This is a genomic window from Steroidobacter gossypii (genome assembly GCF_016801985.1).
Lineage (GTDB): Bacteria > Pseudomonadota > Gammaproteobacteria > Steroidobacterales > Steroidobacteraceae > Steroidobacter > Steroidobacter gossypii.
The window spans coordinates 225,930-251,267 of the sequence record NZ_JAEVLS010000005.1 but is presented as its reverse complement, the minus strand read 5'-3'; the positions used below and the strand labels follow the sequence as shown (position 1 = coordinate 251,267).

27 protein-coding genes and 1 riboswitch are annotated in these 25,338 nt (G+C 63.6%); of the genes, 19 read left to right on the top strand and 8 right to left on the bottom strand.

Features of this window, described 5'->3' with window-relative positions; translation table 11 throughout:
* The first annotated feature begins 76 nt into the window (after positions 1-76).
* The 7 genes from JM946_RS21515 to JM946_RS21485 all read left to right on the top strand — a co-directional run bounded on the left by JM946_RS21515 (position 77) and on the right by JM946_RS21485 (position 4,435).
* The gene (locus tag JM946_RS21515; protein WP_203169434.1) at positions 77-679 is read left to right on the top strand and encodes a tetratricopeptide repeat protein; all 603 of its coding nucleotides are present in this window, start codon (positions 77-79) and stop codon (positions 677-679) included.
* 4 nt (positions 680-683) lie between these two features.
* Complete coding sequence (locus tag JM946_RS21510; protein WP_203169433.1) at positions 684-1,172, top strand: hypothetical protein; 489 nt, start codon at positions 684-686, stop codon at positions 1,170-1,172.
* Positions 1,173-1,305: 133 nt separating this feature from the next.
* Complete coding sequence (locus tag JM946_RS21505) at positions 1,306-2,013, top strand: MotA/TolQ/ExbB proton channel family protein (RefSeq protein ID WP_203169432.1); 708 nt, start codon at positions 1,306-1,308, stop codon at positions 2,011-2,013.
* A 44-nt stretch (positions 2,014-2,057) separates the two neighbouring features.
* Positions 2,058-2,573, top strand: coding sequence for an ExbD/TolR family protein (locus JM946_RS21500; RefSeq protein ID WP_203169431.1), 516 nt, complete (start codon positions 2,058-2,060; stop codon positions 2,571-2,573).
* Positions 2,574-2,577: 4 nt separating this feature from the next.
* Entirely contained in the window at positions 2,578-3,150 is a 573-nt protein-coding gene (locus tag JM946_RS21495; RefSeq protein ID WP_203169430.1) for an ExbD/TolR family protein, read from the top strand.
* Positions 3,151-3,164: 14 nt separating this feature from the next.
* Positions 3,165-4,088 carry an AgmX/PglI C-terminal domain-containing protein gene (locus tag JM946_RS21490; RefSeq protein WP_203169429.1) on the top strand — a complete coding sequence of 308 codons (924 nt, stop codon included), beginning with the start codon at positions 3,165-3,167 and terminating at the stop codon, positions 4,086-4,088.
* 32 nt (positions 4,089-4,120) lie between these two features.
* Positions 4,121-4,435: a hypothetical protein gene (locus tag JM946_RS21485; protein ID WP_203169428.1), complete on the top strand. Its 315-nt coding sequence runs from the start codon at positions 4,121-4,123 to the stop codon at positions 4,433-4,435.
* On the opposite strand, the gene JM946_RS21480 is transcribed toward JM946_RS21485, so the two are convergent.
* Positions 4,407-4,919, bottom strand: a complete 513-nt coding sequence (locus JM946_RS21480) for a GNAT family N-acetyltransferase (protein WP_203169427.1) — start codon at positions 4,917-4,919, stop codon at positions 4,407-4,409. The genes JM946_RS21485 and JM946_RS21480 overlap by 29 nt on opposite strands.
* Positions 4,920-5,156: 237 nt before the next feature.
* Here JM946_RS21480 and JM946_RS21475 point away from each other — a divergent pair, with 237 nt between their 5' ends.
* Together JM946_RS21475 and JM946_RS21470 are read left to right on the top strand one after the other, a co-directional pair.
* Positions 5,157-5,642: a ClpX C4-type zinc finger protein gene (locus JM946_RS21475; protein WP_203169426.1), complete on the top strand. Its 486-nt coding sequence runs from the start codon at positions 5,157-5,159 to the stop codon at positions 5,640-5,642.
* 111 nt (positions 5,643-5,753) lie between these two features.
* Positions 5,754-6,083, top strand: a complete 330-nt coding sequence (locus tag JM946_RS21470; protein WP_203169425.1) for a hypothetical protein — start codon at positions 5,754-5,756, stop codon at positions 6,081-6,083.
* Here the strand turns inward: JM946_RS21470 and JM946_RS21465 are convergent.
* Positions 6,068-7,885, bottom strand: a complete 1,818-nt coding sequence (locus JM946_RS21465; protein WP_203169424.1) for a monovalent cation:proton antiporter-2 (CPA2) family protein — start codon at positions 7,883-7,885, stop codon at positions 6,068-6,070. The two genes, JM946_RS21470 and JM946_RS21465, sit on opposite strands and share 16 nt — an antisense overlap.
* A gap of 214 nt (positions 7,886-8,099) precedes the next feature.
* On the opposite strand from JM946_RS21465, the gene JM946_RS21460 reads away from it, so the two are divergent.
* Positions 8,100-8,672 carry a nitrogen regulation protein NR(II) gene (locus JM946_RS21460; protein WP_203169423.1) on the top strand — a complete coding sequence of 191 codons (573 nt, stop codon included), beginning with the start codon at positions 8,100-8,102 and terminating at the stop codon, positions 8,670-8,672.
* A 92-nt stretch (positions 8,673-8,764) separates the two neighbouring features.
* Complete coding sequence (locus tag JM946_RS21455) at positions 8,765-11,479, top strand: phosphoenolpyruvate carboxylase (RefSeq protein WP_203169422.1); 2,715 nt, start codon at positions 8,765-8,767, stop codon at positions 11,477-11,479.
* A gap of 41 nt (positions 11,480-11,520) precedes the next feature.
* On the opposite strand, the gene JM946_RS21450 is transcribed toward JM946_RS21455, so the two are convergent.
* Positions 11,521-11,733: a hypothetical protein gene (locus JM946_RS21450; RefSeq protein ID WP_203169421.1), complete on the bottom strand. Its 213-nt coding sequence runs from the start codon at positions 11,731-11,733 to the stop codon at positions 11,521-11,523.
* Positions 11,734-11,777: 44 nt separating this feature from the next.
* Here JM946_RS21450 and JM946_RS21445 point away from each other — a divergent pair, with 44 nt between their 5' ends.
* Positions 11,778-12,008 carry a hypothetical protein gene (locus tag JM946_RS21445; RefSeq protein WP_203169420.1) on the top strand — a complete coding sequence of 77 codons (231 nt, stop codon included), beginning with the start codon at positions 11,778-11,780 and terminating at the stop codon, positions 12,006-12,008.
* A gap of 106 nt (positions 12,009-12,114) precedes the next feature.
* The gene (locus JM946_RS30615; RefSeq protein ID WP_203169419.1) at positions 12,115-12,672 is read left to right on the top strand and encodes a MarR family winged helix-turn-helix transcriptional regulator; all 558 of its coding nucleotides are present in this window, start codon (positions 12,115-12,117) and stop codon (positions 12,670-12,672) included.
* A gap of 82 nt (positions 12,673-12,754) precedes the next feature.
* Here JM946_RS30615 and JM946_RS21435 read toward each other — a convergent pair whose 3' ends face one another.
* The 3 genes from JM946_RS21435 to JM946_RS21425 all read right to left on the bottom strand — a co-directional run bounded on the left by JM946_RS21435 (position 12,755) and on the right by JM946_RS21425 (position 16,303).
* Complete coding sequence (locus JM946_RS21435; RefSeq protein ID WP_203169418.1) at positions 12,755-13,648, bottom strand: bifunctional 5,10-methylenetetrahydrofolate dehydrogenase/5,10-methenyltetrahydrofolate cyclohydrolase; 894 nt, start codon at positions 13,646-13,648, stop codon at positions 12,755-12,757.
* Between the two features lie 29 nt (positions 13,649-13,677).
* Positions 13,678-15,210 (bottom strand): malonate--CoA ligase, encoded by a 1,533-nt coding sequence (locus JM946_RS21430; RefSeq protein WP_203169417.1) that lies wholly within the window; start codon positions 15,208-15,210, stop codon positions 13,678-13,680.
* Positions 15,211-15,283: 73 nt separating this feature from the next.
* The gene (locus tag JM946_RS21425; RefSeq protein WP_322110968.1) at positions 15,284-16,303 is read right to left on the bottom strand and encodes a diguanylate cyclase domain-containing protein; all 1,020 of its coding nucleotides are present in this window, start codon (positions 16,301-16,303) and stop codon (positions 15,284-15,286) included.
* A gap of 301 nt (positions 16,304-16,604) precedes the next feature.
* Here JM946_RS21425 and JM946_RS21420 point away from each other — a divergent pair, with 301 nt between their 5' ends.
* From JM946_RS21420 to folD, 5 genes are all read left to right on the top strand, one after another.
* A complete protein-coding gene (locus tag JM946_RS21420) occupies positions 16,605-17,519 on the top strand; it encodes a carbohydrate kinase family protein (RefSeq protein WP_203169858.1) in 915 nt (304 codons plus the stop codon).
* A gap of 32 nt (positions 17,520-17,551) precedes the next feature.
* Positions 17,552-18,739, top strand: coding sequence for a methionine adenosyltransferase (metK, locus tag JM946_RS21415; RefSeq protein ID WP_203169415.1), 1,188 nt, complete (start codon positions 17,552-17,554; stop codon positions 18,737-18,739).
* Positions 18,740-18,819: 80 nt separating this feature from the next.
* Positions 18,820-18,912: riboswitch (S-adenosyl-L-homocysteine riboswitch) on the top strand.
* Positions 18,913-18,926: 14 nt separating this feature from the next.
* Positions 18,927-20,345 carry an adenosylhomocysteinase gene (gene ahcY / locus JM946_RS21410; RefSeq protein WP_203169414.1) on the top strand — a complete coding sequence of 473 codons (1,419 nt, stop codon included), beginning with the start codon at positions 18,927-18,929 and terminating at the stop codon, positions 20,343-20,345.
* Positions 20,346-20,552: 207 nt separating this feature from the next.
* Positions 20,553-21,401 (top strand): formyltetrahydrofolate deformylase, encoded by an 849-nt coding sequence (gene purU / locus JM946_RS21405; protein ID WP_203169857.1) that lies wholly within the window; start codon positions 20,553-20,555, stop codon positions 21,399-21,401.
* Positions 21,398-22,282, top strand: a complete 885-nt coding sequence (gene folD / locus JM946_RS31350) for a bifunctional methylenetetrahydrofolate dehydrogenase/methenyltetrahydrofolate cyclohydrolase FolD (RefSeq protein ID WP_203169413.1) — start codon at positions 21,398-21,400, stop codon at positions 22,280-22,282. Before purU ends, folD begins: the two co-directional genes overlap by 4 nt.
* A 19-nt stretch (positions 22,283-22,301) precedes the next feature.
* On the opposite strand, the gene JM946_RS21395 is transcribed toward folD, so the two are convergent.
* The gene (locus JM946_RS21395; protein WP_203169412.1) at positions 22,302-23,216 is read right to left on the bottom strand and encodes a hypothetical protein; all 915 of its coding nucleotides are present in this window, start codon (positions 23,214-23,216) and stop codon (positions 22,302-22,304) included.
* A gap of 85 nt (positions 23,217-23,301) precedes the next feature.
* Between JM946_RS21395 and JM946_RS21390 the strand changes: the two genes are divergently transcribed.
* Positions 23,302-24,384 (top strand): energy transducer TonB, encoded by a 1,083-nt coding sequence (locus tag JM946_RS21390; RefSeq protein ID WP_203169411.1) that lies wholly within the window; start codon positions 23,302-23,304, stop codon positions 24,382-24,384.
* 3 nt (positions 24,385-24,387) lie between these two features.
* Here the strand turns inward: JM946_RS21390 and JM946_RS21385 are convergent, their stop codons facing one another.
* Positions 24,388-25,281, bottom strand: a complete 894-nt coding sequence (locus tag JM946_RS21385) for a rhomboid family intramembrane serine protease (RefSeq protein WP_203169410.1) — start codon at positions 25,279-25,281, stop codon at positions 24,388-24,390.
* Positions 25,282-25,338 lie beyond the last annotated feature (57 nt).

Sequence of the window (25,338 nt, the reverse complement as noted above, 5' to 3'; positions counted from 1 at the left end):
GCCGGGCGGGCATTCGAGTTATCGCGCGCTGCTGCTCGGTGCGCTGCTCGGAGTTTTGCTCTCGGGCTGCGGAGTTATGCCGACAGAGTCGGATGCGGGCCGCGAGCGCGAGCAGGCCGCTGTCGCAGCGGAGCCGGTGCTGCCGCCCGAAGCAGTGCAACAGTTCGATCGCGCGGTGGCGGCGATGACCGCCGGCGATCTGGCGCAGGCCGAGCAGAGCTTTCGCGCGCTCGCGACTTCGTATCCAACTTATTCCGGACCGTGGTTGAACCTTGGCATCCTGCACGCCAAAGCCGGCAAACTCGACGAGGCGGACAAGGCGTTGCGCGAGGCCGTGGCCCGCAACGGCAACAACGCGGCGGCCTACAACCAGCTGGGCATCGTGTATCGCAAGCTGGGGCGCTTCAAGGAAGCGGACGAAGCCTATACGCGCGCGCTGCAGATCGATCCGAACTATGCGCTGGCCCATCTGAATCTCGGCGTGCTGTGCGATTTGTATTTGCAAGAGCCGCAGCGCGCGCTGGAAGCCTATGAACGTTACCTGTCGCTCGCCAATGAGCCGGATGCAAAGGTCAGCGGCTGGGTGAGCGAGTTGAGGAAACGGATTGGCGCCGAGCCGCGAAGTGCACAAGCCGGTGACGTGGGCAACGACGTCGCCAACGACCAGATTGCCGAATGAGCTCATGAGCATGCGCCGCACTCTGCCTTGGTTGATGTTGTGCCTGGTTCTGGCCAACGCCGCGCGCGCGGCGGAGCAGTCGGGAACACTGTCCGAAGAAGCGACCGCCGCCGGTCCCGCCGTCAACACCAGCGCGAGCGACGGCACTCCTGCGCAGGCGCCAGCTTCGCCCGCGAACGAACCGCAGCCGGCGGCCTCCTCGCAACGCGCGGGTGGTCCGCAAGCTGTCGTGCGTAACGATCGTTTGGATCTGGACACCACCGTGGTCACCGGCAACCGCGAACTGCCCAAGGTGATGTACATCGTCCCCTGGAAGAAATCCGATCTCGGCGAACTGCCCGCGCAACCTTTCAACACGCTGCTCGACGAAGCGTTGAGTCCGGTGGATCGTGACGTTTTTCGTCGTGAAGTGACCTACTACGGCGTCATCAGCTCCGATGGCGGGGGCGGCGCAGACGCGCCTCCCGCGCCAGCTGAGCGCAGTGAGAAGTAAGTCGCAGCACGCGTATTTATGTAAGGCGATAAAGCCAGCCTTACACGGCATTCAGCTCATCGCTCGTCGCCACCGGCGCGGGCGCGATTGTCTGGTTTTGTTTTTGCTTACCGCACCGCATAGGAGTTAGACGATGGAACTGGTTCACTTCATGGTGAATTTCTTCCGCGAGGGAGGATTCTTCCTGTATCCGCTGGCCGCGATCTGGGTGGTCGGCGTCGCCATCACCATCGAACGCACCATCTATCTCACCAACGAGACCACGCAGAACCGTCGCATCTGGTCGCAGGTGGTGCCGCTGATCAACAGCGGCAACTTCAAGCAGGTGATGGCCATCACCTCCAAGTCCAAGTCGTCGATCGCGACCGTGCTCAATTACGGCATCGCTCGTCTCGCCAGCGCCCGGCGGCGCGACGACGTCGAGAAGGCCATGGACGAGAGCCTGCTCGAAATCATTCCGCGCACCGAAAAGCGCACCCACTATCTTTCGGCGCTGGCCAACATCGGCATGCTCACCGGTCTGCTCGGCACCGTCATCGGCCTGATCGCGGCGTTCGCCTCGATCGCGCAGGCCAATCCGGCCGAGAAGGCCAGCCTGCTGGCCGCCAGCATCTCGGTGGCCATGAACAACACCGCCTCGGGTCTGTTCGTCGCCATCACGCTGCTGTTGGCGCACATGTTCCTGGAAGCCAAGACCACCAAGATGATCGACAGCCTGGAAATCGCCTCGGTCAAGTTCATGAACTCGGTGGTCGAGCGCCGTCAGGACGTGGAAGGCGGCAGCGACGATCTGGCCGCGGCGTCGCACGCGCGCGGCCGCGCCGCCCACGGGATGGCGTAAGCGTCACGCTGGTGCGCCACACAGCGGTCATAAAGGGATAGACGATGGCTCAGTCCAAGGCACAGCGGCGGATGATGCGCAATCATGCGCGCTACCGCGGCCGCCACGAGATCAATGTGGTGCCGATGATCGACATGATGATCATCCTGGTGTTCTTCCTGATCTTCACCGCGGTGTTCACCAAGACCAATATTCTGGAGCTCAACCTGCCGGGCGCCGACAGTGCGGTGCCGGACCTGCCCGAGGGGTTGAACCTGGAAGTGATCATTCGCAAGGACAAGATCGAAGTCGCCGACCGCGGCACCGGTCTGCTCAGGACCGTGCCCTCGGCCGGCGGCGGCTACGACCTGGCCGGCTTGCAGGACTACCTGAAGCTGGTGAAGACCAAGTATCCCGACAAGACCGACGCGACCATCCTGCTGGAGCAGGAGATTGCCTATGACACGCTGGTGCAGGTGATGGACACGGTGCGTGTCTTCAGCGTGGGCGAAAACAGCTGGACCTTCGGCGAGTTGTTCCCGGATGTGTCCGTGGGAGACGCGCCCCAGGTCGAGGGTTGAAACAGTGATTTCCCGAATCAAACGTCATCGTAAGCGCCAGCATGGCGGCGCCGAAGCGGCCGGCCACATGACGCTGGTGCCGTTCATCGACATGTTGATGATCCTCACCGTGTTCCTGCTGGTGCACAACTCCGATACGGACATCCTGCCGAACACCAAGTCCATCGACATTCCGCTGTCGATCGCGGACAAGAAGCCGCGGCCGAGCGTGGTCGTGATGATCACCAAGGAAGATCTGCTGGTCGATGGCCGGGCCATTGCCAAGCTGGTGGACGTGGTCAATGCCAAGGAGGCGGTGATCCAGCCGCTGAAGCAGGCGTTGCAGAGCCAGGCCGACACCGTGCTGGTGGACGCCGCCCAGCAGGACATCAAGGATCGCGAAGTCACCATCATGGGCGACAAGGACACACCCTACAGCGTGCTGCGCAAGATCATGGCGACCTGCACCGATGCCGACTACGGCAAGGTCTCGCTGGCCGTGGTGGAGCGCGAAGGCGGTGCTCCGGGGGTGTCGCCGAGCGCGAGCGGCAGGACCGCGGCGTTCAATGGATCGTCGCACGACGTCGTGGGTAGCTGAAGGAGCCGCCACTCATGACCACACTCGCCCCTTACTATCGTCTTTACGACTTGCCTTGGTCGCCGACCGAGGAGGTCGAGGCCCGTTTCCGGCGCGTGGTGCGCAATGCGTTCATCGCGTTCGCCATTTTCGCCATTCTGATTCCTTTGATCCCGGTGCCGGAGAAGACCCGCGTCAAGGCGCCGGACATTCCCGATCGCATCGTCAAGCTGGTGATCGAGCAGAAGGCGCCGCCGCCTCCGCCGCCCCCGCCACCGAAGGTGGAGGACAAGAAGCCCGAGCCGATCAAGCCGGTCGAGCAGCCCAAGCCTCAGCCGCAACCGCAGCCGAGCGCTCGCGAGCGCGCGCAGAAGCAGATGACCGTCGTGATGGATCAGCTCGCCGATCTGCGCGACCTGTCGGTGGTCGATAAGGCGGCGCAGACCAAGAACCTCACTGGCAAGGTGGGTGAGGCGACGCGTTCGGAGCGTTCGCTGCTGACTTCGAAGGTCGGCGGCAGCAGCGGCGGCATCAATACCGCTGCGCTGAGCCGTGGCTACGGTGGCGGTCAAGGCGCACTCGAAGGCCATACCACGACACAGGTGACCTCGGCCGTGCTCACTCAGCAGGCCCAGAACAACGTGCAGCGTGGCGCCGGCAGTCGCAAGGCTTCGCGCAGCGAAGAAGAGATCGCGCTGGTGTTCGATCGCAACCAGGGCGCGATCAATTCGATCTATCAGCGCGCGCTGCGTGACACGCCGAACCTGCAAGGCAAGGTGGTGTTCGAGCTCACCATCGCCGCCGACGGCTCGATCCAGCGCTGCGAGATCATCTCCAGCGATCTGAACAATCCCGAGCTGGAGCGCAAGCTGGTGGCGCGCATCAAGCTGTTCCGCTTCGAAGCCAAGGATGTGGGCACCATCACGGTGACCAAGCCCATGGATTTCTTCCCGGCGTAACCACGCGGGCTCATCGGCCAAACAGCGCCGATATGCGCATCGTATACCTGGCCAAGATGCGACCACTGTTCGTGGTCGCCCAGGTCCTGTGTTGGAACGCGGTCGGGCTGTCATTGAGCGATCGCGTCCTGGTCAACACCTGTTCCCTCGCTTTGCTCGCAAGCGCCGCGCTGGCGCTCGCCATGCTGGTTGCCGGGGTCAAGTATTCAGTCTGGGTGCGGGAACTGGTGCTGCGGCCCGGGGCTGACTATCAGTATGTGAGCGGGGCGCTGTTCCTGTGCGGCACCGTGAGTTTCGTGCTGGCCGCCTCGGCCTTCATCAAGGCGTCGCAGCTGGCGCAACTCTAGCCGGAACGGCCATTTGCAGGTCTAGCGAGTAGAAGCGGGTGCCGGGCAGATAATTGTCGTGGTACGGCCCGATCTCGACGAAGCCGAGCTTCCGATACAACGCCTGCGCCGAAGTCATGCTCGGTAACGTATCCAGGCGCAGTTCACGATGGCCTGCCTGTCGCGCGTGCAGGATCACCGCTTCTACCATGTGCTTTCCCAACGCTACGCCACGAAAGGCCGGGCGAACGTACAAACGTTTCATTTCTCCAGCGCCGTCACCGAGCGGACGCAGTCCGACGCAGCCGGCGATGTTCCCATCGACGCGTGCGATCAACAGTGTTCCGGTGGGTGGCGCATAGGGTTGGGGTAGTGCCGCCAGTTCGGCACTGAAGCCCTGATACTCGAGACTGGTGCCGATGGCCTCGGCATATTCTTGAAACAAGGCACGGGCTGTCGCGAGCGACGCGGCATCGTCCGCCTGGCGCAAATAAATCGTGGGCATGCCGCAACTTAGGTGCTCAGCGCGCACCAGGAAAGGTACAGCCCGCGCGCTCCACCACCAGAACAGTGGTACCCGAACATTCGTGCGAAATAACTCAACGCAGCTTCGGCGCCGTCTGTTCCCCGCGGGCGGCGAGTCGTTTGTCGCACGTCGGGAACGGCTCCGCCGCCGATTGCGTTGTGATTACAGCCACTGGAAGTTTGTATTTGTCGGCTTGCGATCCAGCTAACCTAGAGCATGAAACGCAGTCCACCCCCTCCGGTCATCGATGCGGCCCGCGTGGTCGCCTATGCTTTCGTCGACGATATTCCCTATCTGCCCGCCGGCGCTCGAATTCTGGCGAGCGAGGGCCTGGATCAGGCGCCGCGGCTGGCGATCGCGGTGCGTCTGAGCGAGCCGTCCGGCCCGGTGATCTTTCATTGCGACGAGGAATGGATCTCCAGGGGCGCCTCGACCGCAGAGTCCATCGAGCGCGCCAAGCAGGATGCGGAATGTAACTACCCCGGCGTCGGCAATCGGTGGATCGACACCAATGTCACGGTCGAGGAGGCGCTGGCGTTCTACGACTCGGAGACCGCCGGCCTGAGATGTTCGTTCTGCGGGCGCCGCCCCTTCGAAGTCGAGGGCCTGATCGAAGGTCCCCAGGCCACCATCTGCCGCGGCTGTGTCGAAGAGTTCTTTTGCGACTTTCAGCTCGACACCAGCGAGATGGTCGGCAATTAGCCAAGTGTGACCTACGCACGCCGCGGCGACCGCCTGTCCGGGCCGGCGGGCCGTTCAACGCCTGGCCTTGCCTCCCGCCGGGCAGGCCGCGATCATGTTCAGGGAACCTCTATGAACATCGAATCGGAGATTCGCAACTTCTCGGAGCTGTCGTCGCTGGAGCAGGCGCGCTTCATGGCGCACTTCATGTACGAGCTCACGCTCGAGGCCCGCAATTTCTATGCACCGGGCGGACAGCAGAACATCGACGCCGTCAAGCTGCGGTTCATCAACGAAATCCAGCATCGCGTCACCCGCTTCATCGAACAGATCCTGATCGACGATCCTTCCCGGCCTTCCAACGATGTCACATTGCGGCTGCTGCTCGCGCCACGCGCCGAAAAGGCGATCGAAGCGCTGATGCAAGCCGCCTATTCGCGCACCGTTCAAGCCGTTGCCTGATTCTTTCCCTCGGCGGCGCCCACCGGCTCCGCGCCTCGCACGTCCTCTTCAAACAGACCTTCCAGCTCGCGTGCCGCCTGCTGCGCGGACTGAATGAGTTTCTGCTCGTCGTCACCCGCCAGCAACTGCTGCGCCAGCAGTTTGCGATCGTGAATGTCGAAACGACGGATGCTTTCTTCGGCGTCCGCGCGCGACAGCCCGAGCGCCTCCAATGTGTTCCGGGCCAGTTCGAGGCTCGAGAAATAGGTCTCGCGCACGAAATAACGAACCCCCAGGTCCATGAGCTTGAGGGCGTGCTGACGATTCCGCGCTCGCGCCAGCACCTTCAGATGCGGGAAATGTTTCTTGATGAGCTCGGCGGTGCGCACCGACGCATCGATGTCGTCCATGGCCAGCACGAAGATCTCGGCTCGCGACGCGCCGGCGGCCTGTAACAATTCCAGACGCGACGGATCGCCGTAGTACACCTTGATGCCGAACCGGCGCACGAAGTCCACTTGCGCGACGCTCGACTCCAGCGCGGTGAACGAGATGCGCCGCATGCGCAATACGCGACCGATGATCTGACCGACGCGACCGAAGCCCGCAATCAGCACGCGGCTGTTCTGATCGTCGATGAAGTCGAAATCGCGAGCCGCTTCGTCCTTGTTCAAGCGCGGCTCGATGAATGCGCCGTGCAGCTTGATGAGCAACGGCGTACTCGCCATGGAAATGGTCACGACGATTACCAGCAGTTGCGCCAGGCTTTGTTCCATGACGCCGGCACCGACGGCGAGCGAGAACAGCACGAAGCCGAATTCGCCGCCCTGGGCGAGCGATACCGCAAGTGGCGAGGCATGGCGCGCCGGCAACCTGGCCACACGCGCGATGCCCCACAACAGGCCGGCCTTGATCAGGTGCAGGCCAAGCACCAGGGCGGCGATCAACAGCGGATGTTCGCGCAACAGGCTGAGGTTGGTCGTCATGCCCACCGAGATGAAAAACAACCCGAGCAGCAGACCTTTGAACGGCTCGATGTCGGCTTCCAGCTGGTGACGATATTCGCTCTCGGCGAGCAGCAGGCCGGCGACGAACGCGCCGAGCGCCATGGACATGCCGACCCCGTTCATCAGCAGCGCGGTGCCGATTACCACCAGCAGCGCGGCGGCGGTGAACGCCTCGGGCGCTTTCGTTTCGGCGACAAAACGCAACACCGGGCGCAGCACATAGCGGCCGCCGAATACCAGCAGCGCCAGCACGCCCAGCCCTTTGATCGCATGAAGCACCGTCACGCCCAGCGACTGAGTGGCGGCGGTCGTGCCGAGCAAAGGCAGGATGGCCAGTGCCGGCATCACCGCGATGTCTTGAAACAACAGAATCGCGAACGCCGAACGGCCGTGCTTGGTGTTCAGCTCGCGACGTTCGGCGAGCATTTGCAGGACCAGCGGTGTGGATGAGAGCGACAGCGCGAAGCCGGTGACCAACGCGGCATTCATCGACAGTCCGAACAGATGCGCGATGCTCGTGAACACCAGCGTGCTGACAGCAACTTGCGCCAGGCCCAAGCCGAAAATAGAACGTCGCAACGCGCGCAGTCGCGAGGGCTGCAATTCCAGGCCGATGACGAACAGCAGCAGCACCACGCCGAATTCGGCGATGTGCATCACGCCTTCGGCGTCGTCGATCACCGCCAGGCCGAACGGACCGATGGCCACGCCGGCCGCCAGATACCCCAGGATGGAGCTCAGCCGCAAACGTCGGAACAACGGCACCGCCAGCACCGTGGCGCTCAGAAACACCGCAATCTGTCCTGTCAGGGTCATAATCGATCTCGTCGGGAGCGTGGCCGGCAGCACGGGCGTTAGCTGCGTCACACACGCAATGTGAGGTGGAGATCGTATCAGCCGGATAGCGCGCTCGGGCTAGGGCGCCATTCAGGGCCAGCCTCATGGGCCGGCTCTGACTGCCCGCCGATGATGGAACGGTCACGGCGGCGGTCCATCCATCGTCGAAGTCTCCCGCGGCCGTGATCGCTTTATGGTCAACGATTCCAACGATGTCCGCCCCGTGTACATCATCGATGCGCTGGACCGCATCGTGTTCGTCAATGCTGCCTGGTGCCGCTTCGTCGCGCCCGTGCGTGGCGGAGCGCCCGACCTGCCGAACGTCATCGGCCGGCCGATCTGGGATCGCATTCCAGACGGGGTGGTGCGGCAGCTGTGGGAATTGCTCTACAGCCGCGTGCGCGGCTCAGGCGGCAGCGTGTTCGTTCCCATGCGCGCCGATCGCGCCGATGAACGGCGCCTGATCGATATCGAAATGTCCCCGCTGAGCGACGGCTCGATCCGTCACGTCTGCGAGCCGGTGTGGAGCGAGACTCGCGCGGCCGTGGCGTTGCTGGATCCGTCGTATCCGCGCGATCGACGCAGTCTGCGCAGCTGCATGTGGTGTCGTCGCATCCAGGTTCGTCTGGGAGCGTGGGAGGAAATCGAGGACGCTCAGCGATTGCTGGCGATCACGGCCGACAGCAGCTTGCCGCGTCTCGAGCCTGGCGCGTGTTCGAGCTGCAAGCAGTCGCTGCTCAAGACCTTCCCCGCCCGGGTTGCCTGACGCTGCCGTATCGACGAGCCGCCATTGGCTGGCTCGCACTCGGCTCGTGGCAGGATGCCCGATCCCGAGTTTCGTAATAGACTTCGCGGCCCATGCCTCGCTCCGACATCAGCTTTCCGCAAAAAGACGCCGAGCTACGGGAAGACGTGCACATGCTCGGCGCGCTGGTCGGCGAAGTCATTCGCGAGCAGGGCGGCGATGCCCTGTTCGAGGCCGTGGAAAGCGACCGGCAGAACGCCATTGCGCGTCGTGAAGGCGACAAGGAATGCGCCCGCGAGCTGGCCGAGCAGACCCGCAACGTGCCGCCGGAGCTGGCCCGCGATCTGGTGCGCGCGTTCTCGACCTGGTTCGAGATGGTCAACATGGCGGAGAAGGTGCACCGCATCCGCCGTCGTCGCCAATATTTCAACGAAGGCAAGACCCAGCCGAGCGGCGTCATAGAGGCCGTCAATAAGCTCAAGGAGCACGGCCTGTCGCTGGAAGACGTGCGTCGCCTGCTGCTGCAGATGTGGATCGAGCCGGTGTTCACCGCGCATCCCACCGAATCCACCCGTCGCACCATCCTGCGCAAACAGCAGAAGATTGCGCAGCTGTTGTTGAAACGGATCGGGCTGCCGGGCACGGCCAACGAAACACGCGTGCTCTGGGATCGCATTCGCAACGAGATCACCTCGGGCTGGCAGACTGCGGAGAACTCGCGCGAGCGGCTCACGGTCGCCGACGAGCGCGAGCACGTGCTGTTCTTCATCGCCGAAGTGCTCTACAAGATCGTGCCGAGCTTCTACGAAGAAATCGAAGCGGCGCTCGAACAGGCTTACGGGCCGGAGGCGCGGGAGCGTGAAGTGCCGGAGATCCTCCGCTTCGGCTCCTGGGTCGGCGGCGACATGGACGGCAATCCGGACGTGCACGCCAAGACCTTGCGCGAGACCATCGCGCGTCACCAGCAGATCATCGTCAACAACTATTTCCTGGAATGCAGATCGCTGGCGGAGTCGCTGTCGCAAAGCGCCTCGCGCGTCGGCGTGAGCCCGGAGCTGTCGGCGCGCATCGAGCAATATTCGATGCTGTTGCATTCAGGCGGCAGCCTGACACCCGCGCGCCACGACCGCATGCCGTATCGAGTGTTTCTGGCACAGGTGCAGGAGCGCTTGCGCGCCACCTATGAAGGCCGGGCCAATCATTACGAGAGCGCCAACGAATTCCTCGGCGACATCAATCTGATCGCCGACAGCCTGCGTGCCAACAAGGGCGAACACGCCGGTCTGTTCCAGGTGCGTCGTCTGATCCGGCGCATACGCACCTTCGGTTTTCACCTGGCGACCTTGGATATCCGTCAGAACGCGGCCGCGCATCGCGCCGTTATCGCACAGGGGTTCAACGATCCCGACTGGCCGAAGCGCGACAGCGCTGAGCGCGCGGCCCGGCTGCGAGCCGCGCTCGAGCGCGACGAAGGGCCCACCAACGTGCTGGACGCCGCTGGCAAACGCAGCCTCTGGGTGCTCGAGGCCCTGGCGCACAACCGGCACCGCTATGGTGACGACGCAATCGGCGCTTATGTGGTGAGCCAGACCCAGGGCATCGACGACGTGCTGTCGGTGCTGCTGCTGGCTCGCTGGGCCGATACCGCCGACCGGCGCACTGGCGATGTGCCCACCGACGTGGCGCCGATGTTCGAATCCGCCGAGTCTCTGCAACGCTGTGGCGCCGTGATGCGGCAGCTGTTCGACGAGCCGGTCTATCGACGTCACTTGCAAGGGCGCGCCAATCACCAGTACGTGATGATCGGCTACTCCGCCAGCAACAAGGAAAGCGGCATCGTGCGTTCGCGCTGGCTGATCCGGCAGGCGCAGGAATCGTTGTTTGCCGCCGCCGACGCGGCCGGCATCGACTTGACACTGTTTCACGGACAGGCCGAGGGCATCGATCGGGGCGGCGGTCGCACCGAAGTGCTGGTCAGGAGCGGCCCGGACGGCGCACGTCGCGGCCGTCTGCGCATCACCGAGCAGGGCGAGCTGATCAATGAAAAATACGGCCTGCGTCCGATAGCGCTGCGAGTGTTCGAGCAGGCATTCAACGCATTGTCGTTGTCACGCGCTGGAGTCATGCCGCCGGAGCGCGCCGAGCCGGCATGGCGGGAGGCGATGGAACTGCTGGCCAAGGAAAGCTCGCGCGTGTATCGCGGCCTGGTGTTCGACGATGCTGAATTTCACGAGTTTTTCTGCCAGCTCACGCCCATCGACGTGGTCGAACGCATGCAGATCGGCTCGAGGCCGGTATCGCGACTGGAGCGCGTCGGGATCGCGGCATTACGCTCCATTCCCTGGTGGCATGCCTGGTCGCAGTGTCGTTACATGATGCCGGGCTGGTTCGGCGCCGGCTCGGCGCTGGCGCTGGCGGAGCGCACGCTGGGCGCAGCGGCGTTGCGCGACATGTACGAAAACTGGTTCTTCTTCACCAATCTGGTCGACGACGTCGAGCTGTCGCTGGCGCGCGCCGATCTGGAGATTGCGCGCGCTTACGAACAGCTGGTGGAGGAAAGATATCGGCGCTTCATACCGGCGCTGCGCGCCGAGTACGAGCTCACCAAGCAGCAGATCCTGCAGATTCGCCGTTGCGCTCAGCTGCTGGACGGCGCCTCGACCGTGCAACGTTCGATTCTGCTGCGTAACCCGTACATCGATCCGATGCACCTGGTGCAAGTGGATCTGTTACGGCGCTGGCGCGCCGGCAAACGGGAAGATCGGCAGTTGCAGGCGGCGCTGCTGGCCACCGTGAGCGGCATCAGCCAGGCCCTGCAGGGCGCCTGAGGGCGCGGGCCCTGCGGCCCGTTGGCCTGCTGCTTCGCCTGCTAACTGGCCTGTCTGTTCAGATACGGCAACAACCAATCGACGATCAGCTCGTGATCGACCTGCGCGCGCCCGCGATGGCGCGCGAACATGTCCGGTCGGTCCTGGAGCAGCCTGAACGCGAACGCCACTGCGTCGGTGGCGTGCAAGCGACGCGATTCCGGCAACCGGAACCACTCTTCGAGAACGCGGGCTTGGGCTTCTAATTGTGGCATCGGAGCGCTCCACGGAGCGCGGCGGAACATAGCAGTCCGTTCATATGGCCGCACCAGTTTTTTTCGCGCAAGCGCGCGTTGCTCGCGTGGTCGATAAACGTCACTTGCGTCGCCAGGCGTATAAACAGGCGGATGCGCGTGTGGCATGTAACGAATGGACAAAATTTGTCACGCGAGTCAGCCATGTTCGAGCAATCGATGAACCCAGAAAACACGGCAAATTCTCGCGCAGAAACATTACCGCCGCGTTCAGCGTTGCAATTTTGTTTTCATAACGCGCAAACGCGCAGGATCCGACGCAATGTTCTATTCAAGCGCGATTGCTTACGGCAGAATCCGCGTCCACCTAATTTCCTCGGCAACGACCGAATCGGCACGTAAGTGAAAGCTCCGCAGAAGAAGCCGCGTCAGCGGTCAACCAAAACATCCTCTCCCTGGACCGCGGTGTCGAGCAGCGGCTCGCATTTGAACGTGGAAGACTTCCTCACGTTCCGATTGACGCGCCTGTCGAACGCCCTGCGCACCAATCTCACCAAGCCGTATCTGGAGGCCTTCGAACTGAGCCTGCCGGAATGGCGGCTGCTGGCGCTGGTGGCGCGCTTCGCGCCGATGCGCTTCTCCGAAGTCACCGCCCGCAGCGGCATGGACAAGGGGCAGGTGAGTCGCACGCTGCGCGTGATGGCCAATCGCGGGCTCACCAAGACCAAGACGATCAAGGATCGCAGCTCGCGCTCCACCGAAGCGCTGGCCGCGCCGGTGATGGTGTCGATCACGCCCAAAGGCGCTGCGTTGTACAAGGCGGTGCTACCGGTGGCGCGTAAGCGCCAGGCAGACATGCTGCTGTCGTTGAGTCAGTCGGAGCGCGTCTCGCTGTATTCCATCATCGACAAGCTGTCGGCCACCATCGGCAACGTCGAAGAAGAAGCCGACGCTGAGTAAATATTTCTTACCGGCCGTGTGGCCGGTGAGATGGCGTTCAGTAAATGCGCAGCCTTGGGCTGCGCATTTTGTTAGCGCCTGATTAAGACACGCTGATCAACGCACCGGCCGCCCCGGCGCGCGAGCGGATCGCCGCGTTGACCGTGTTCATCAGCAGGCAGGCAATGGTCATCGGGCCGACGCCGCCCGGCACCGGCGTGATCGCGCCCGCATGCGCCAGCGCGCCTTCGAAGTCCACATCGCCCACGAGTTTGCTCTTGCCGTCCGCGCCGGCGATGCGATTGATGCCGACGTCGATCACGATGGCTCCCGGGCGGATCCAGTCGCCGGCGATGGCCTTGGGCCGGCCGATGGCGGCCACCAGAATCTCGGCTTCCCGACACAGCTGCGGCAGGTCGCGCGTCCGTGAATGCGCAATGGTCACCGTGCAATCGTTTTGTAGTAGCAGCTGAGCCATCGGCTTGCCGACGATGTTCGAGCGACCCACGATCAGTGCGCGCTTGCCGGCCAGCTCCCGCGTGACTTCACGAATCAGAATCAGGCAGCCCAGCGGAGTGCAGGGAACGGTAGCGTCCTGACCGAGTGCGAGCCTTCCGGCGTTCACCGCGTGAAAGCCATCGACATCTTTGGCCGGATCGATGGCCGCCAGTACCGCTGCGCTGTCCACGCCGGCAGGCAGAGGCAGTTGCACGAGAATGCCATGCACGTCGGGCTGCGCATTCAATTTCTCGACCAGCGCGATCAGTTCGGCAGTGCCCGTGGTGGCCGGCAAGCGATGATCCAGATGTCTCAGGCCGGCTGCGGCCGCCTGTTTGGTCTTGCTGCCGACGTACACGTGGCTTGCCGGGTCGTCACCGACCAGCACCACCGCCAGGCCGGGCACCAGGCCTGCAGCGGCCAGCTCGGCGGTGCGAGCAGCGACCCGCTCGCGCAGTCGTTCGGCGACGGCGCGGCCGTCGATCATGGTGGCGGTCATAGAGGCACTCCGAAATGAATCAACAAGACTTATCGATATAGATCGCGGAAACGTTCGCGCAGCGCGCTCTTCTGCACCTTGCCCATGGTGTTACGAGGCAGCTCGTCCACCACCACGATGCGCTTGGGGACTTTGAATTTGGCAAGGCGCTGCTCGAGCGCCCCGCGCACCGCTGCTTCCTCGAACGCGGCGCCTTGCTTGGCCACCACGACAGCAGTGACGGCCTCGCCGAAGTCCGCGTGCGGAACTCCGATCACGGCGCTTTCGATCACGGCAGGCAGCGCGTCGATCTCCAGCTCCACCTCGACGGGATAAACGTTGTAGCCGCCGGTGATGATGAGATCCTTGCCGCGCCCGACGATATAGACATACCCGCGAGCATCGCGCTTGCCGAGATCGCCGGTGATGAAAAAGCCGTCCGGTCGAAATTCGGCCGCGGTTTTTTCCGGCATGCGCCAGTAGCCGGAGAAGACATTCGGGCCGCGAACTTCGATCATGCCGATGGCGTCGGGCGCGGTGAGCACCGCGCCTGTTTCGGGATCGGCGATGCGCACTTCCACGCCGGGCAGCGCCGGTCCGACGGAGCCCGGGATGCGCTCGCCCTGGTAGGGGTTGGAGGTGTTCATGAGCGTCTCGCTCATGCCGTACCGTTCCAGGATGGCATGCCCGGTGCGCGACTGAAATTCGCGATGTGTCTCCGCCAGCAGCGGCGCCGACCCGGAAACAAACAAGCGCATGTTGGCCACCAGCTCCCGGCTCAGCGCCGGATGTTGTAATAGCCGCGTATAGAAGGTGGGCACGCCCATCATCACGCTGGCGCGTGGGAGCAGTCGAACCACCTGTTCGGCGTCGAACTTCGGCAGGAACAGCATGGAGCTGCCCGACGCGAGCACGGTGTTGATGGCGACGAACAGACCGTGCACGTGGAAGATCGGCAGTGCATGTAGCAAAACGTCCTGGCGTGTGAACTGCCAGGCCTGTGCCAGTGTCAGTGCGTTGGAAGCCAGATTGGCCCGGGTCAGCATCGCGCCCTTGGAGCGGCCGGTGGTGCCCGATGTATAGAGCAAAGCCGCGAGCGCTGACGGGGCGTGATACTGCGCGCTCGGCGCTGGAGTCGATGTCTCGATCTGCAGCAGCGAGCCACCACCGTGCTCGTCCAATGTTTCCACGTGTTTCACGCCGCAACGGCCGGCGAATTGCTGGATCCGCTCTCGATCGGCGGGGCGGACCACCGCGAGCGTGGGTGCGGCGTCACCTAGAAAGTACTCGAGCTCGGCGAAGGTATAAGCGGTGTTGAGGGGCACGAACACCGCGCCGAGTTGCAGACAGGCCAGATACAACGCAACCGCTTCGGGCGATTTCTCGACCTGCGCCACGACCCGATCGCCGGGCGCCACCTGCAGCGAGGCGAGGCAGGAGGCAAGCCGGCGGGTGAGCGCCGCCATCTGACCATAGCTGAGCACCCCGCCCGCCGCGGTTTCCAGCAGCGGACGCCCCGGCTCGTCAGCGGCAACGGACTCCAGCCACCGTGCTGGATCGTCGGCGGCAGCGGCATTCGACATCGGCGGATCTCATGAGGCGCGAATTGGGGCGCTCATGATAGCTCGTGCGAGCGGCGCGACGCGCCGCCTGGCATCAGCGGCGGCCGGAAATGGCGCGCTTTTCTTCGTACATGGCGGCATCGGCGCGCGCCAGCAGCGATTCGAGATTTTCTTCGGTGGGGATGTCGACCAGCGTCTTGCCGACGCTGATGTTCAAGAGATAGGGCCGCCGTCGAGCCTGGTTGAACAGCGTCAGGTGCTCACGCAACCGCCCGCTCAAGGCGTGCAGATCCTGAGTCGAGTGCACGTGGGCCATGGCGACGAATTCATCACCGCCGATCCGCGCCAGGATGTCGGAGCTGCGGAACGTATCGCGCAGGACGTCGGCAGTGTCACGCAGCGCCTGGTCGCCGGCCTGATGGCCGAGCGTGTCGTTGATGCGCTTCAGGCCGTTCAAATCCATGAAGAACACGCCCATGGCGTAGTGCTCGCGCTGCGCGACCTTCAGCGCTTGCTGGGCCAGATCGAAAAAGCCGCGACGGTTGCGCAGCTGGGTGAGCTCGTCGATCAGCGACAGATTCTGTAACAACTCGGCGTTCCGGCGCAGCGCTTCTTCGCGCTCGCGCACGGCGAGCTCCGCCCGATGTTTGTGGATGGCGACCTCGATCGCACAGCGCAGTTCGTCTTCCTGGAACGGCTTGATCAGATAGCCCAGCGGTCCGGTCAGCACCGCGCGCTGCAGAGTTTCGCTGTCGCGATGACCGGTGAGAAAAATGATCGGCACCTGCGACTGCTCTTGCATCATGCGCGCCGCCTGGATGCCGTCGATGTCGCCACGCAGGCTCACGTCCATGACCACCAGCTCGGGCCGCAGTTGAGTGGCCATGGCCACCGCCTGAGTGCCTTCGCTGGCCACGCCACTGATGCGATAGCCGAGGCGGGTCAGCGCTTCCATCAGGTCCTGCGCCACGATGCCCTCGTCCTCGACGATGAGAATGGAGGCCTGCTGGGCTTCGGTGCGCGTCAAATTGTTGGCCAACAGCTCGGCGGAGGCGTCGTCGTCCTGCGACGCCTCGGCGGAACCCGAGCGATGGAAGCGGTTGCGAGGCTCCACGTTGATCAATCCGTCACTCCCCTGGGCGGGACCCCGCCTTGGTAGCTGCGTTAACGCTTGAACCGTCCTACAGGTTCATCCCGATGGCCCGGCCGAGGCAAAAAGACTCACAGGCCCGGTGGATTTCGCCGCGTGGCGCGCCCCTTGGTTTACAATTGCTCGCTCGCCAGGGGGTTCCGTCGCCAGCCGCCCCGTGCGGCCGTTCGTGATGCTCGGCACCCCCGGTTGACGGCGATCTCAGGAGAAACGACGTTTGACGCAGCACGCCTTGATCTGTGGCTCGGTGGCCTTCGACACCATCATGGTGTTCGAGGACCGGTTCCGGAATCACATCCTGCCGGACAAGATCCACATGCTGAACGTGTCGTTCCTGGTGCCTCAGATGCGCCGCGAGTTCGGCGGCTGCGGCGGCAACATCGCCTATAACCTCAAATTGCTGGGCGATACTGGATACCTCATGGCCACGGTCGGCCGCGATGCCGGCTTGTACCTGCAGTGGATGAGCGACAACGGCATCCCCACCGATTACGTACGGGTCATCGAGTCCGAGCACACCGCGCAGGGGTTTGTGACCACGGATCTGGACGACAATCAGATCTGGGCGTTCCATCCCGGCGCCATGCAACAGTCGCATGTCAACGACGTGGCGGAGGCGCACGGCGCGGAACGTCGCATCAAGGTCGGCATCGTCGCGCCGGACGGCCGCGAAGGCATGATCCGCCACGCCGCGCAGTTCGCCGCCGCTGGCATTCCTTTTATTTTCGACCTCGGTCAGGCCATGCCCCTGTTCGACGGCGAACACTTGAAGACCTTTATCACGCAGGCCACTTACCTCGCGTTGAACGATTACGAATGGCAGGTGGTGCAGCAGCGCACCGGCTGGAATGAAGCCCAAATCCTCGAGCACGTGCAGGCGCTGATCGTGACTCGCGGCGCCGAAGGCTCGGTGATCCACACGCGCGAGCGGGAGATCGCCATTCCGCCCGCCCGAGCCAAGGTGGTGGATCCGACCGGCTGTGGCGACGCCTATCGGGCCGGCCTGTTACATGGCCTGCTACATGGCCGGGACTGGGAAACCACGGGCCGGATCGCCTCGCTGCTGGGGGCCATCAAAATCGAATCTCGCGGGACGCAGAACCATCGGTTCACCAGCGACGAATTCGCCAGTCGCTATCGGGAAAACTTCGGCACGCCATTGGCGCCGCCCGCGGGTTAGCATTCAGTTTCGCCGCCTATAGGACCTTCTTGATGAGCAGCAACAGCTTTTTGTTTACTTCCGAATCGGTCTCCGAAGGCCATCCGGACAAAGTGGCCGACCAGATTTCGGACGCCGTGCTCGACGCCATCCTGGCGCAGGACAAATATTCCCGCGTAGCCGCCGAGACCCTGTGCACCACCGGCCTGGTCGTGCTCGCAGGCGAGATCACCACCGGCGCCGTGGTCGATTTCCAGGCCGTGGCCCGCGACACCATCCAGCGCATCGGCTACGACAACACCGACTACGGCATCGACTACAAGGGCTGCTCGGTGCTGGTCGCATATGGCAAGCAGTCGCAGGACATCGCGCAGGGCGTGGATGAAGGCCGCGGCATCGATCTGGACCAGGGCGCCGGCGATCAGGGCCTGATGTTCGGTTTCGCCTGCGACGAAACCCCCGAGCTGATGCCGCTGCCGATCTATCTGTCGCATCGTCTGGTCGAGCGTCAGGCGCAGCTGCGCAAGAACGGCAAGCTGCCCTGGCTGCGCCCGGACGCCAAGTCGCAGGTCACGATTCGTTATGTCGAGGGCAAGCCGAAGGAAATCGACACCGTGGTGCTGTCCACCCAGCATCACCCGGACATCGAGCACAAGCAGCTGTCCGAGGCGGTGATCGAAGAGATCGTGAAGCCGGTGCTGCCGAAGGAAATGATCGGCAAGAAGGTGAACTATCTGATCAATCCCACCGGCCGCTTCGTGGTCGGCGGTCCGCAGGGCGACGCCGGCCTGACTGGCCGCAAGATCATCGTCGACACCTACGGCGGCGCGGCTCCGCACGGCGGCGGCGCGTTCTCCGGCAAGGATCCTTCGAAGGTCGATCGCTCGGCGGCTTACGCCGCGCGTTACGTGGCCAAGAACATCGTCGCCTCGGGCCTGGCCACCAAGGCGCAGGTGCAGGTGTCTTACGCCATCGGCGTGGCACGGCCCACCAGCATCATGGTGACCACGTTCGGCACCGGCAAAGTGTCCGACGAGCGGCTGGAGGAGCTGGTGGCTCAGCACTTCGATCTGCGGCCCAAAGGCATCATCCAGATGCTCGACCTGCTGCGGCCGATCTATCAAAAGACCGCCGCCTACGGCCACTTCGGCCGCCGGGAGCCGGAATTCACCTGGGAAAAGACCGACAAGGCCGAGCTGCTGGCGTCCGAAGCGGGCGGCAAGCGCGCTGCCAACGGTTGAACGAATAGACTGTATTCGTCTCGAATGCGGGGCTGGGCGGATCCGTCCAGCCCCGCGCTTCTGTTAGAATCCCTTTCCCGCGAATCGAGGGGCGCTGCAGCAGCTCAGGCGTTCTGCCTTCGACCTGCCAGGCTCGATTCGCACGGCCTTAAAGGCAACGGCGCCCTCCAACCTGACGGAGAAATGTATGAGCGCAGTCGCCAAGTCTGCATCCAATGGTGATTTTCACGTTGCCGATCTGAGCCTGGCCGATTGGGGCCGCAAGGAGATCCTGATCGCCGAGACCGAAATGCCCGGTCTGATGGCCATTCGCGAAGAGTTCGCCAAATCCCAGCCGCTGAAAGGAGCCCGCATCACCGGCTCCCTGCACATGACCATCCAGACCGCCGTGCTCATCGAGACGCTGCAAGCGCTCGGCGCGCAGGTGCGCTGGGCGTCGTGCAACGTGTTCTCGACGCAGGATCACGCCGCAGCCGCGATCGCGGCCAAGGGCACGCCGGTGTTCGCGTACAAGGGCGAGTCGCTGGATGAGTACTGGGATTACACCCACCGCATCTTCGATTGGCCGGACGGTGGCTATTCCAACATGATCCTCGACGACGGCGGCGACGCCACGTTGCTGCTGCATCTGGGCACGCGCGCGGAAAGCGATAGCAGCGTGTTGAACAATCCGGGCAGCGAAGAAGAGACCTGCCTGTTCAACGCCATCAAGGCCAAGCTCAAGGTCGATCCGAAGTGGTATTCGACCCGCCTGAAGCAGGTGAAGGGCGTGACCGAAGAGACCACCACCGGCGTCAAGCGTCTGTATCAGATGGCGAAGGAAGGCAAGCTCGCGTTCCCGGCCATCAACGTCAACGATTCGGTCACCAAGAGCAAGTTCGACAACCTCTATGGCTGCCGAGAATCGCTGGTGGACGGCATCAAGCGCGCCACCGACGTGATGATCGCCGGCAAGGTCGCGGTAGTGTGCGGCTACGGTGACGTGGGCAAGGGCTCGGCGCAGGCGCTGCGCGCGCTGTCGGCGACCGTCTGGATCACCGAGATCGACCCGATCTGCGCGCTGCAGGCGGCGATGGAAGGTTATCGCGTCGTGACCATGGAAGACGCCGCCGCGCTCGGCGACATCTTCGTGACAACCACCGGCAACTTCCATGTGATCACCCACGAGCACATGAAGCAGATGAAGAACAACGCCATCGTCTGCAACATCGGTCACTTCGACAACGAAATCGACGTGGCCGCGCTCAAGCAGTACCAGTGGGAAAACATCAAGCCGCAGGTCGATCACATCATCTTCCCGGACGGCAAGCGCATCATCCTGCTGGCCGAGGGTCGCCTGGTTAACCTGGGCTGCGCGACCGGTCATCCCTCGTACGTGATGAGCTCTTCCTTCGCCAACCAGACCCTGGCGCAGATCGAGCTGTTCACCAACACGGCGAAGTACCCCATCGGCGTCTATGTGCTGCCCAAGCACCTGGACGAGAAGGTGGCGCGTCTGCAGTTGGCCAAGCTGGGCGTGAAGCTCACGACCTTGACCGACGAGCAGGCCAAGTACATCGGCGTGGACAAGGCTGGACCGTACAAGCCCGACCATTACCGTTATTAAACAACGGGACAGGTCCCGCCGCCTGCGGCGGCGGGACCGCCGTATGTACTAAACGACGGCACGGTCCCGCCGCGGCAAGTGGCGGGATCGCCGCCCGCACAGGAGATGACCATGTCCGATGGCTCGAACCCCGCGAACGTCACTGCCCTGTCCCGCGCTGTAGCTCCGGGTACGGGCCGAGGTCCCGGGGTGGAGAAGCCGCCGAGCATGGTCCTGACCACGGCCTGTCCCGACACCACCGGTGTGGTGGCGGCCGTGGCCGGCTTCCTGGCGTCTCACAATTGTTTGATCACCGAAGCGCAGCATTACGACGATCCGATCTCGGACACCTCGTTCATGCGCACGGTGTTTCACGACAACGGCCAGGGCACGCCGCCGCTGCAGCAACTGGACGAAGACTTCGCCCGCTCGGTCGCGCAGCGTTTCGGAATGCGCTGGAAGTTTCATGAGGCGCGGCGCAAGTGCCGCGCGGTACTGGCGGTGTCCAAACACGGGCACTGTCTCAACAGCATGTTGCATCGGTGGAGCACCGGCACCCTGCCCATCGAGGTGGTGGCCGTGGTCTCCAATCATCAGGACATGCGCAGCCTGAGCGAATGGCACGGTGTGCCTTATCACTATCTGCCGGTGCTCGACGGCCGCAAGGCCGAACAGGAACGGCGCATCATCGAGCTGTTCGAGAAAGTGGATGGCGAGCTGCTGGTGCTGGCGCGTTACATGCAGATTCTCACGCCTACCGCCTGCGAATATTTCGCTGGTCGCGCCATCAACATTCATCATTCATTTCTGCCGGGCTTCAAGGGCGCGAAGGCCTATCACCAGGCGCACGCGCGCGGCGTGAAGCTGATCGGCGCCACGGCGCACTACGTAACCACGGATCTGGACGAAGGTCCGATCATCGAGCAGGAAGTGGCGCGCGTGGATCACACCATGACGCCGGAAGAGCTGGTGAGCATCGGCGCGGATCTCGAAAGCGTCGTGTTGAATCGCGCCGTGAAGTGGCACGCCGAGCGCCGCGTGTTCGCCAACGGCAACAAGACAGTGGTATTGAAGTGACAGCGAAGATCATCGACGGCAAGGCCATCGCCAGAAAGCTGCGAGCCGAATATCACGGTCGCGTCGATGTGCTGCGCTCTCGTCACAACGTCACGCCGGCGCTGGCCGTCATTCTGGTCGGCGACAATCCCGCGTCACAATCCTACGTTCGCAACAAGATTGCCGGCTGCAAGGAAGTCGGCATTCGCTCCGAGCTGATCGAGCTGCCCACGACGGTCGGCGAGACCGAATTGCTGGATCACATCGAGCGCCTCAACAACGACGCGAGCATCCACGGCATCCTGGTGCAGTTGCCGCTGCCCGCGCACATCAAGGTGTCGAGCGTGCTGGAGCGGATCTCGGTGGAGAAAGACGTCGACGGCTTCCATCTCTACAACATGGGCGGCCTGGTCACTGGCAACACCGTGTTCTCGCCATGCACGCCCTATGGTGTGCAGAAGATCCTGGAGCACGAGAACATTCCGGTCGAGGGCCGCAACGTGGTCGTGGTCGGCGCCAGCAACATCGTCGGCAAGCCCACTGCGCTGATGTTGATGCAGCAGGATGCGACCGTGGTCATTTGTCACAAGAAGACGGTGGACCTCGGCAACTTCACGCTGCTGGCCGACATCCTGGTGGTCGCGGCCGGCGTGCCGAATCTGATCGTGCCGCAGATCGTGAAGACCGGCGCGGTGGTCATCGACGTGGGCTTCAATCGTCTGCCGGACGGCCGCATCGTCGGCGACGTCGATTTCGACGGCGTCAAAGAAAAAGCTTCGTACATCACGCCGGTGCCGGGGGGCGTCGGTCAGATGACGGTGACCATGCTCCTGCACAACACGATTCTGTCTGCCGAGCGAGCGGCGAGTGCGACCACATCGCCCTTTCGTCGGCGCGCCTGACCGCGCGCGGTCCGAAATATCACGCTATCAAAGCGACGCGGCGGAATAAGAGTGCCGCGAGTTGCGAGCCCATGGCGCTCGCGACAAAGACCATGCGCCGGTTGTCGGTGAGCTTGCCCAACCAGTCGAACGCGCCGCCGTCGATCAATGGCACGGGGTTGCCGTCCGGTGTTCCCGCATCGAGCATGAATCGCAACCCGTCATAGTAGCGATGCTCGAGTGTTTGCAATGTCGCCGGGATCTCCGGCACTGCGCTGGCGATGCGCTCGGCAATATGTCGGCGCTCGGGGGTGGCGAGCAAGCGAAGAGAGCGATCCGGGAATTGATATCCATGCTTTTCCAACCGGTCGAGCGCCCCGATGTGGGTGCGTATGTGCTCGATCAAAGCTTCAGCGACGAAGCCGTGATCCTTGCGTTCGTGCGCCGCCGAGGCCAGACAAAACATGCGGAAGTGCGCCGCGAATCCCGGACGCTTCGGCACAGGTTGCGCGCGTACGCAACGATGACTGGTGGTGAGTTTCACCACCGCGCCTGGCGCGCTTCGCAGTCGCCGGGCGCATTCCAGTGCGAGCACGTTGGTGGGATCGGAGACGATCTCGCTGCCGCGCGCCGTGGAAACAATCCGATTCTGGCTGGTCAGCGCGACTGAGGAGCATGCGGCCAACGGGGCGAGCGGCGACAGCTCCAGCGCCTCGAAATTCGCGGCAGCCGCGAGCAGATGCGCGTCCAGCGTGTTCAGCGTGCGCTGATCGATTGCGCACGGTTGCACGAAGCGATCGCTCTCCCATTGCTGGCGAACCATCGCTGGGCTGCGCTGTGCAGCCCTGCGCTCGAACACGTCGAGCAACAGCGACCACAGCGCGGTTGGCGCCAGGTCTTCGGCCAACGCCTGACGCACACTGGCGTCGATGTCCACACGGGCGATCGTGCTCATGAGCGCCAGGGTAAGGCTTCGCGACCGCTGGCGCGAGTGGCGCGCATCGCGGACAATCGGCCGATCACAAGCTTCGAGATGGGATATGCGACTCTCAGCCTACGCGATCGCGTTCCTCGCCCTGGCGCTGCCGTTGGGCGCAGCGCATGCGGCCTGCACGCGGCCGGACACCAAGCTGGTCATTCCGGACGGCGCTGCCGCCACCGAAGAGGAGATGAAGACGGCGACCCAGGGCCTGCTGCAGCTCGATAAGGACGTGGGCGAGTATCTGCGCTGTATCAAGGGCGACGCGAGCCAGGCACAGGTGGGCAAGGACGAGCAGACGCGCCAGAAAATCCTCGAGGAATATGTCGCCTCGCATAACTCCGCCGCAGATGAATTGGCGGGGCTGGCGGCCTGCTTCAATGCTCAGCTGGAAACTTATCGCAGCACCAAGGGTGGCGCTGGCGGCAAGACCGCGGATTGCTCCACTCACATGGCGGCAGCGAAGAATCGAACACCTGCGCCGCCTGCACCCGCGGCGGGCGGCACGCCTGCGCCCAGCCCCATCGTGAAGGAGGCCGACGGTCATTCGTTCGAAGTGCAGGGTGGCCGTTGGAGCTACACGTTGATTCGCGACGAGACGCCGCGGTACTGCGGCGCTGACAAGACCGACAAGCCGTGTTTGAAGCGCACGGTGTTCGTCACCAACGGCTCGGAGCAGGAGCTCGAGTGCAAGGCCTATATCCAGTACGAAGGCACGGACGCACAGGGCCGTCAGAAAACCGAAGCGCAGGCCGTGGTGCTCAAGCAGACGCTGCGCGCGGTGGTGTCGAGCATGGCGGAGCAGGGTGTGAATGCTTCGACCTTCGAAGCGGACTGCAAGCCGCGTCCGCCGTTGCCGCCGCTCAATACCAAAGAGGGTTGCAAGTACGAAGTGGTGAAGACCATCAACATTTCGGACTTCTATCCGCAGGAATCGCGTCAGCTGGACGAGCAGGGGCCGGTGGTGGTCGAGTTCACCGTGCCGGGCAAGGCCGGCAATCCCACCGAGGCAAAAGTGGTGGCGAGCAGCCTGTCACCGCGCCTGGACGAAGCCGCGGTCAAAGCAGTGAGCGCCATGGTCATGAGCAGCGCCTGCAGGAACCAGCGCTATCGTCTGCGATTGAATTTCCAGCTGGAAGAATAGCGCTCAACGCAGCGCCAGCAGCCACGCGATCCCGACGATCGCAAGGCTGCATGCGCCGGTGGCCAACTGCAGCGCGCGAGATTCGAAACGTTGCTCGGGAATCTTCCCGAGCAGCAGACCTAGCAAACAGCCGCTCGCGAAGCCAGTCACGTGCGCGACCACGTCGGTGCGCTCGCCGCCCGCGCCAAGAAAGCCGAGCAGGATCACGCCGGCGATCAGCGGTCCGAAACGTTTGGCCCAACGCAGGTGGACGCTGCTTTCGAGCATCCAGGCGTAGGCGCTGAGCATGCCCAGCGCCGCGAACACCGCGGTCGAGGCGCCGATTGAGTTTTGTTCCACCGGCATCCAGAGCGCGTCCAGCGCATTGCCCATCATCGCGCCGAGCAGAATGCCGCCCCACGCGACTCCACCGCCCACGGCGCGGGAGGCGAGGAAGCCAAGCACGACACCGAACAGTAGATTGCTCAACAAATGTCCGACGTCGGCGTGCAACGTCAGGGCGGTCACGACGCGCCACCATTCCTGTGAGCTGGGGATCGCGCCATTCAGCGAGCCCACGGCCAGCCAGTCGAAACCGAACGATTGGCGGCCGGCCACATAAGCCACCGCGATCATCACCAGCGCGTAAAGCACCGAGCCATGCCAGGCGCGCGGTCGGGGCTTCGGGACTTTCATGGGCAGGGCGGGCGCGACGGCCTCCTGAGCTACCTCGCGCAAGTGATGGCGGGCGAGGTCGGCCGAGTCCTCCGGCACCACCACGACGAACATGCCGCCGCGGACTACGGTCCAGGAGTGAATACCCACCGCCGACAGGATCAGCGTCTGCTGGTCGCAGTCGGGCATTCGCAGGGAGCGAAAAACCTCGACGAGGTTCGGAGGCGCGTCTGCTTGCGTCATGCGTGTCGTGGTTTTTCGGGCACAGACGGCAGGGGTGGGGGCGATCCCCGGCGATTC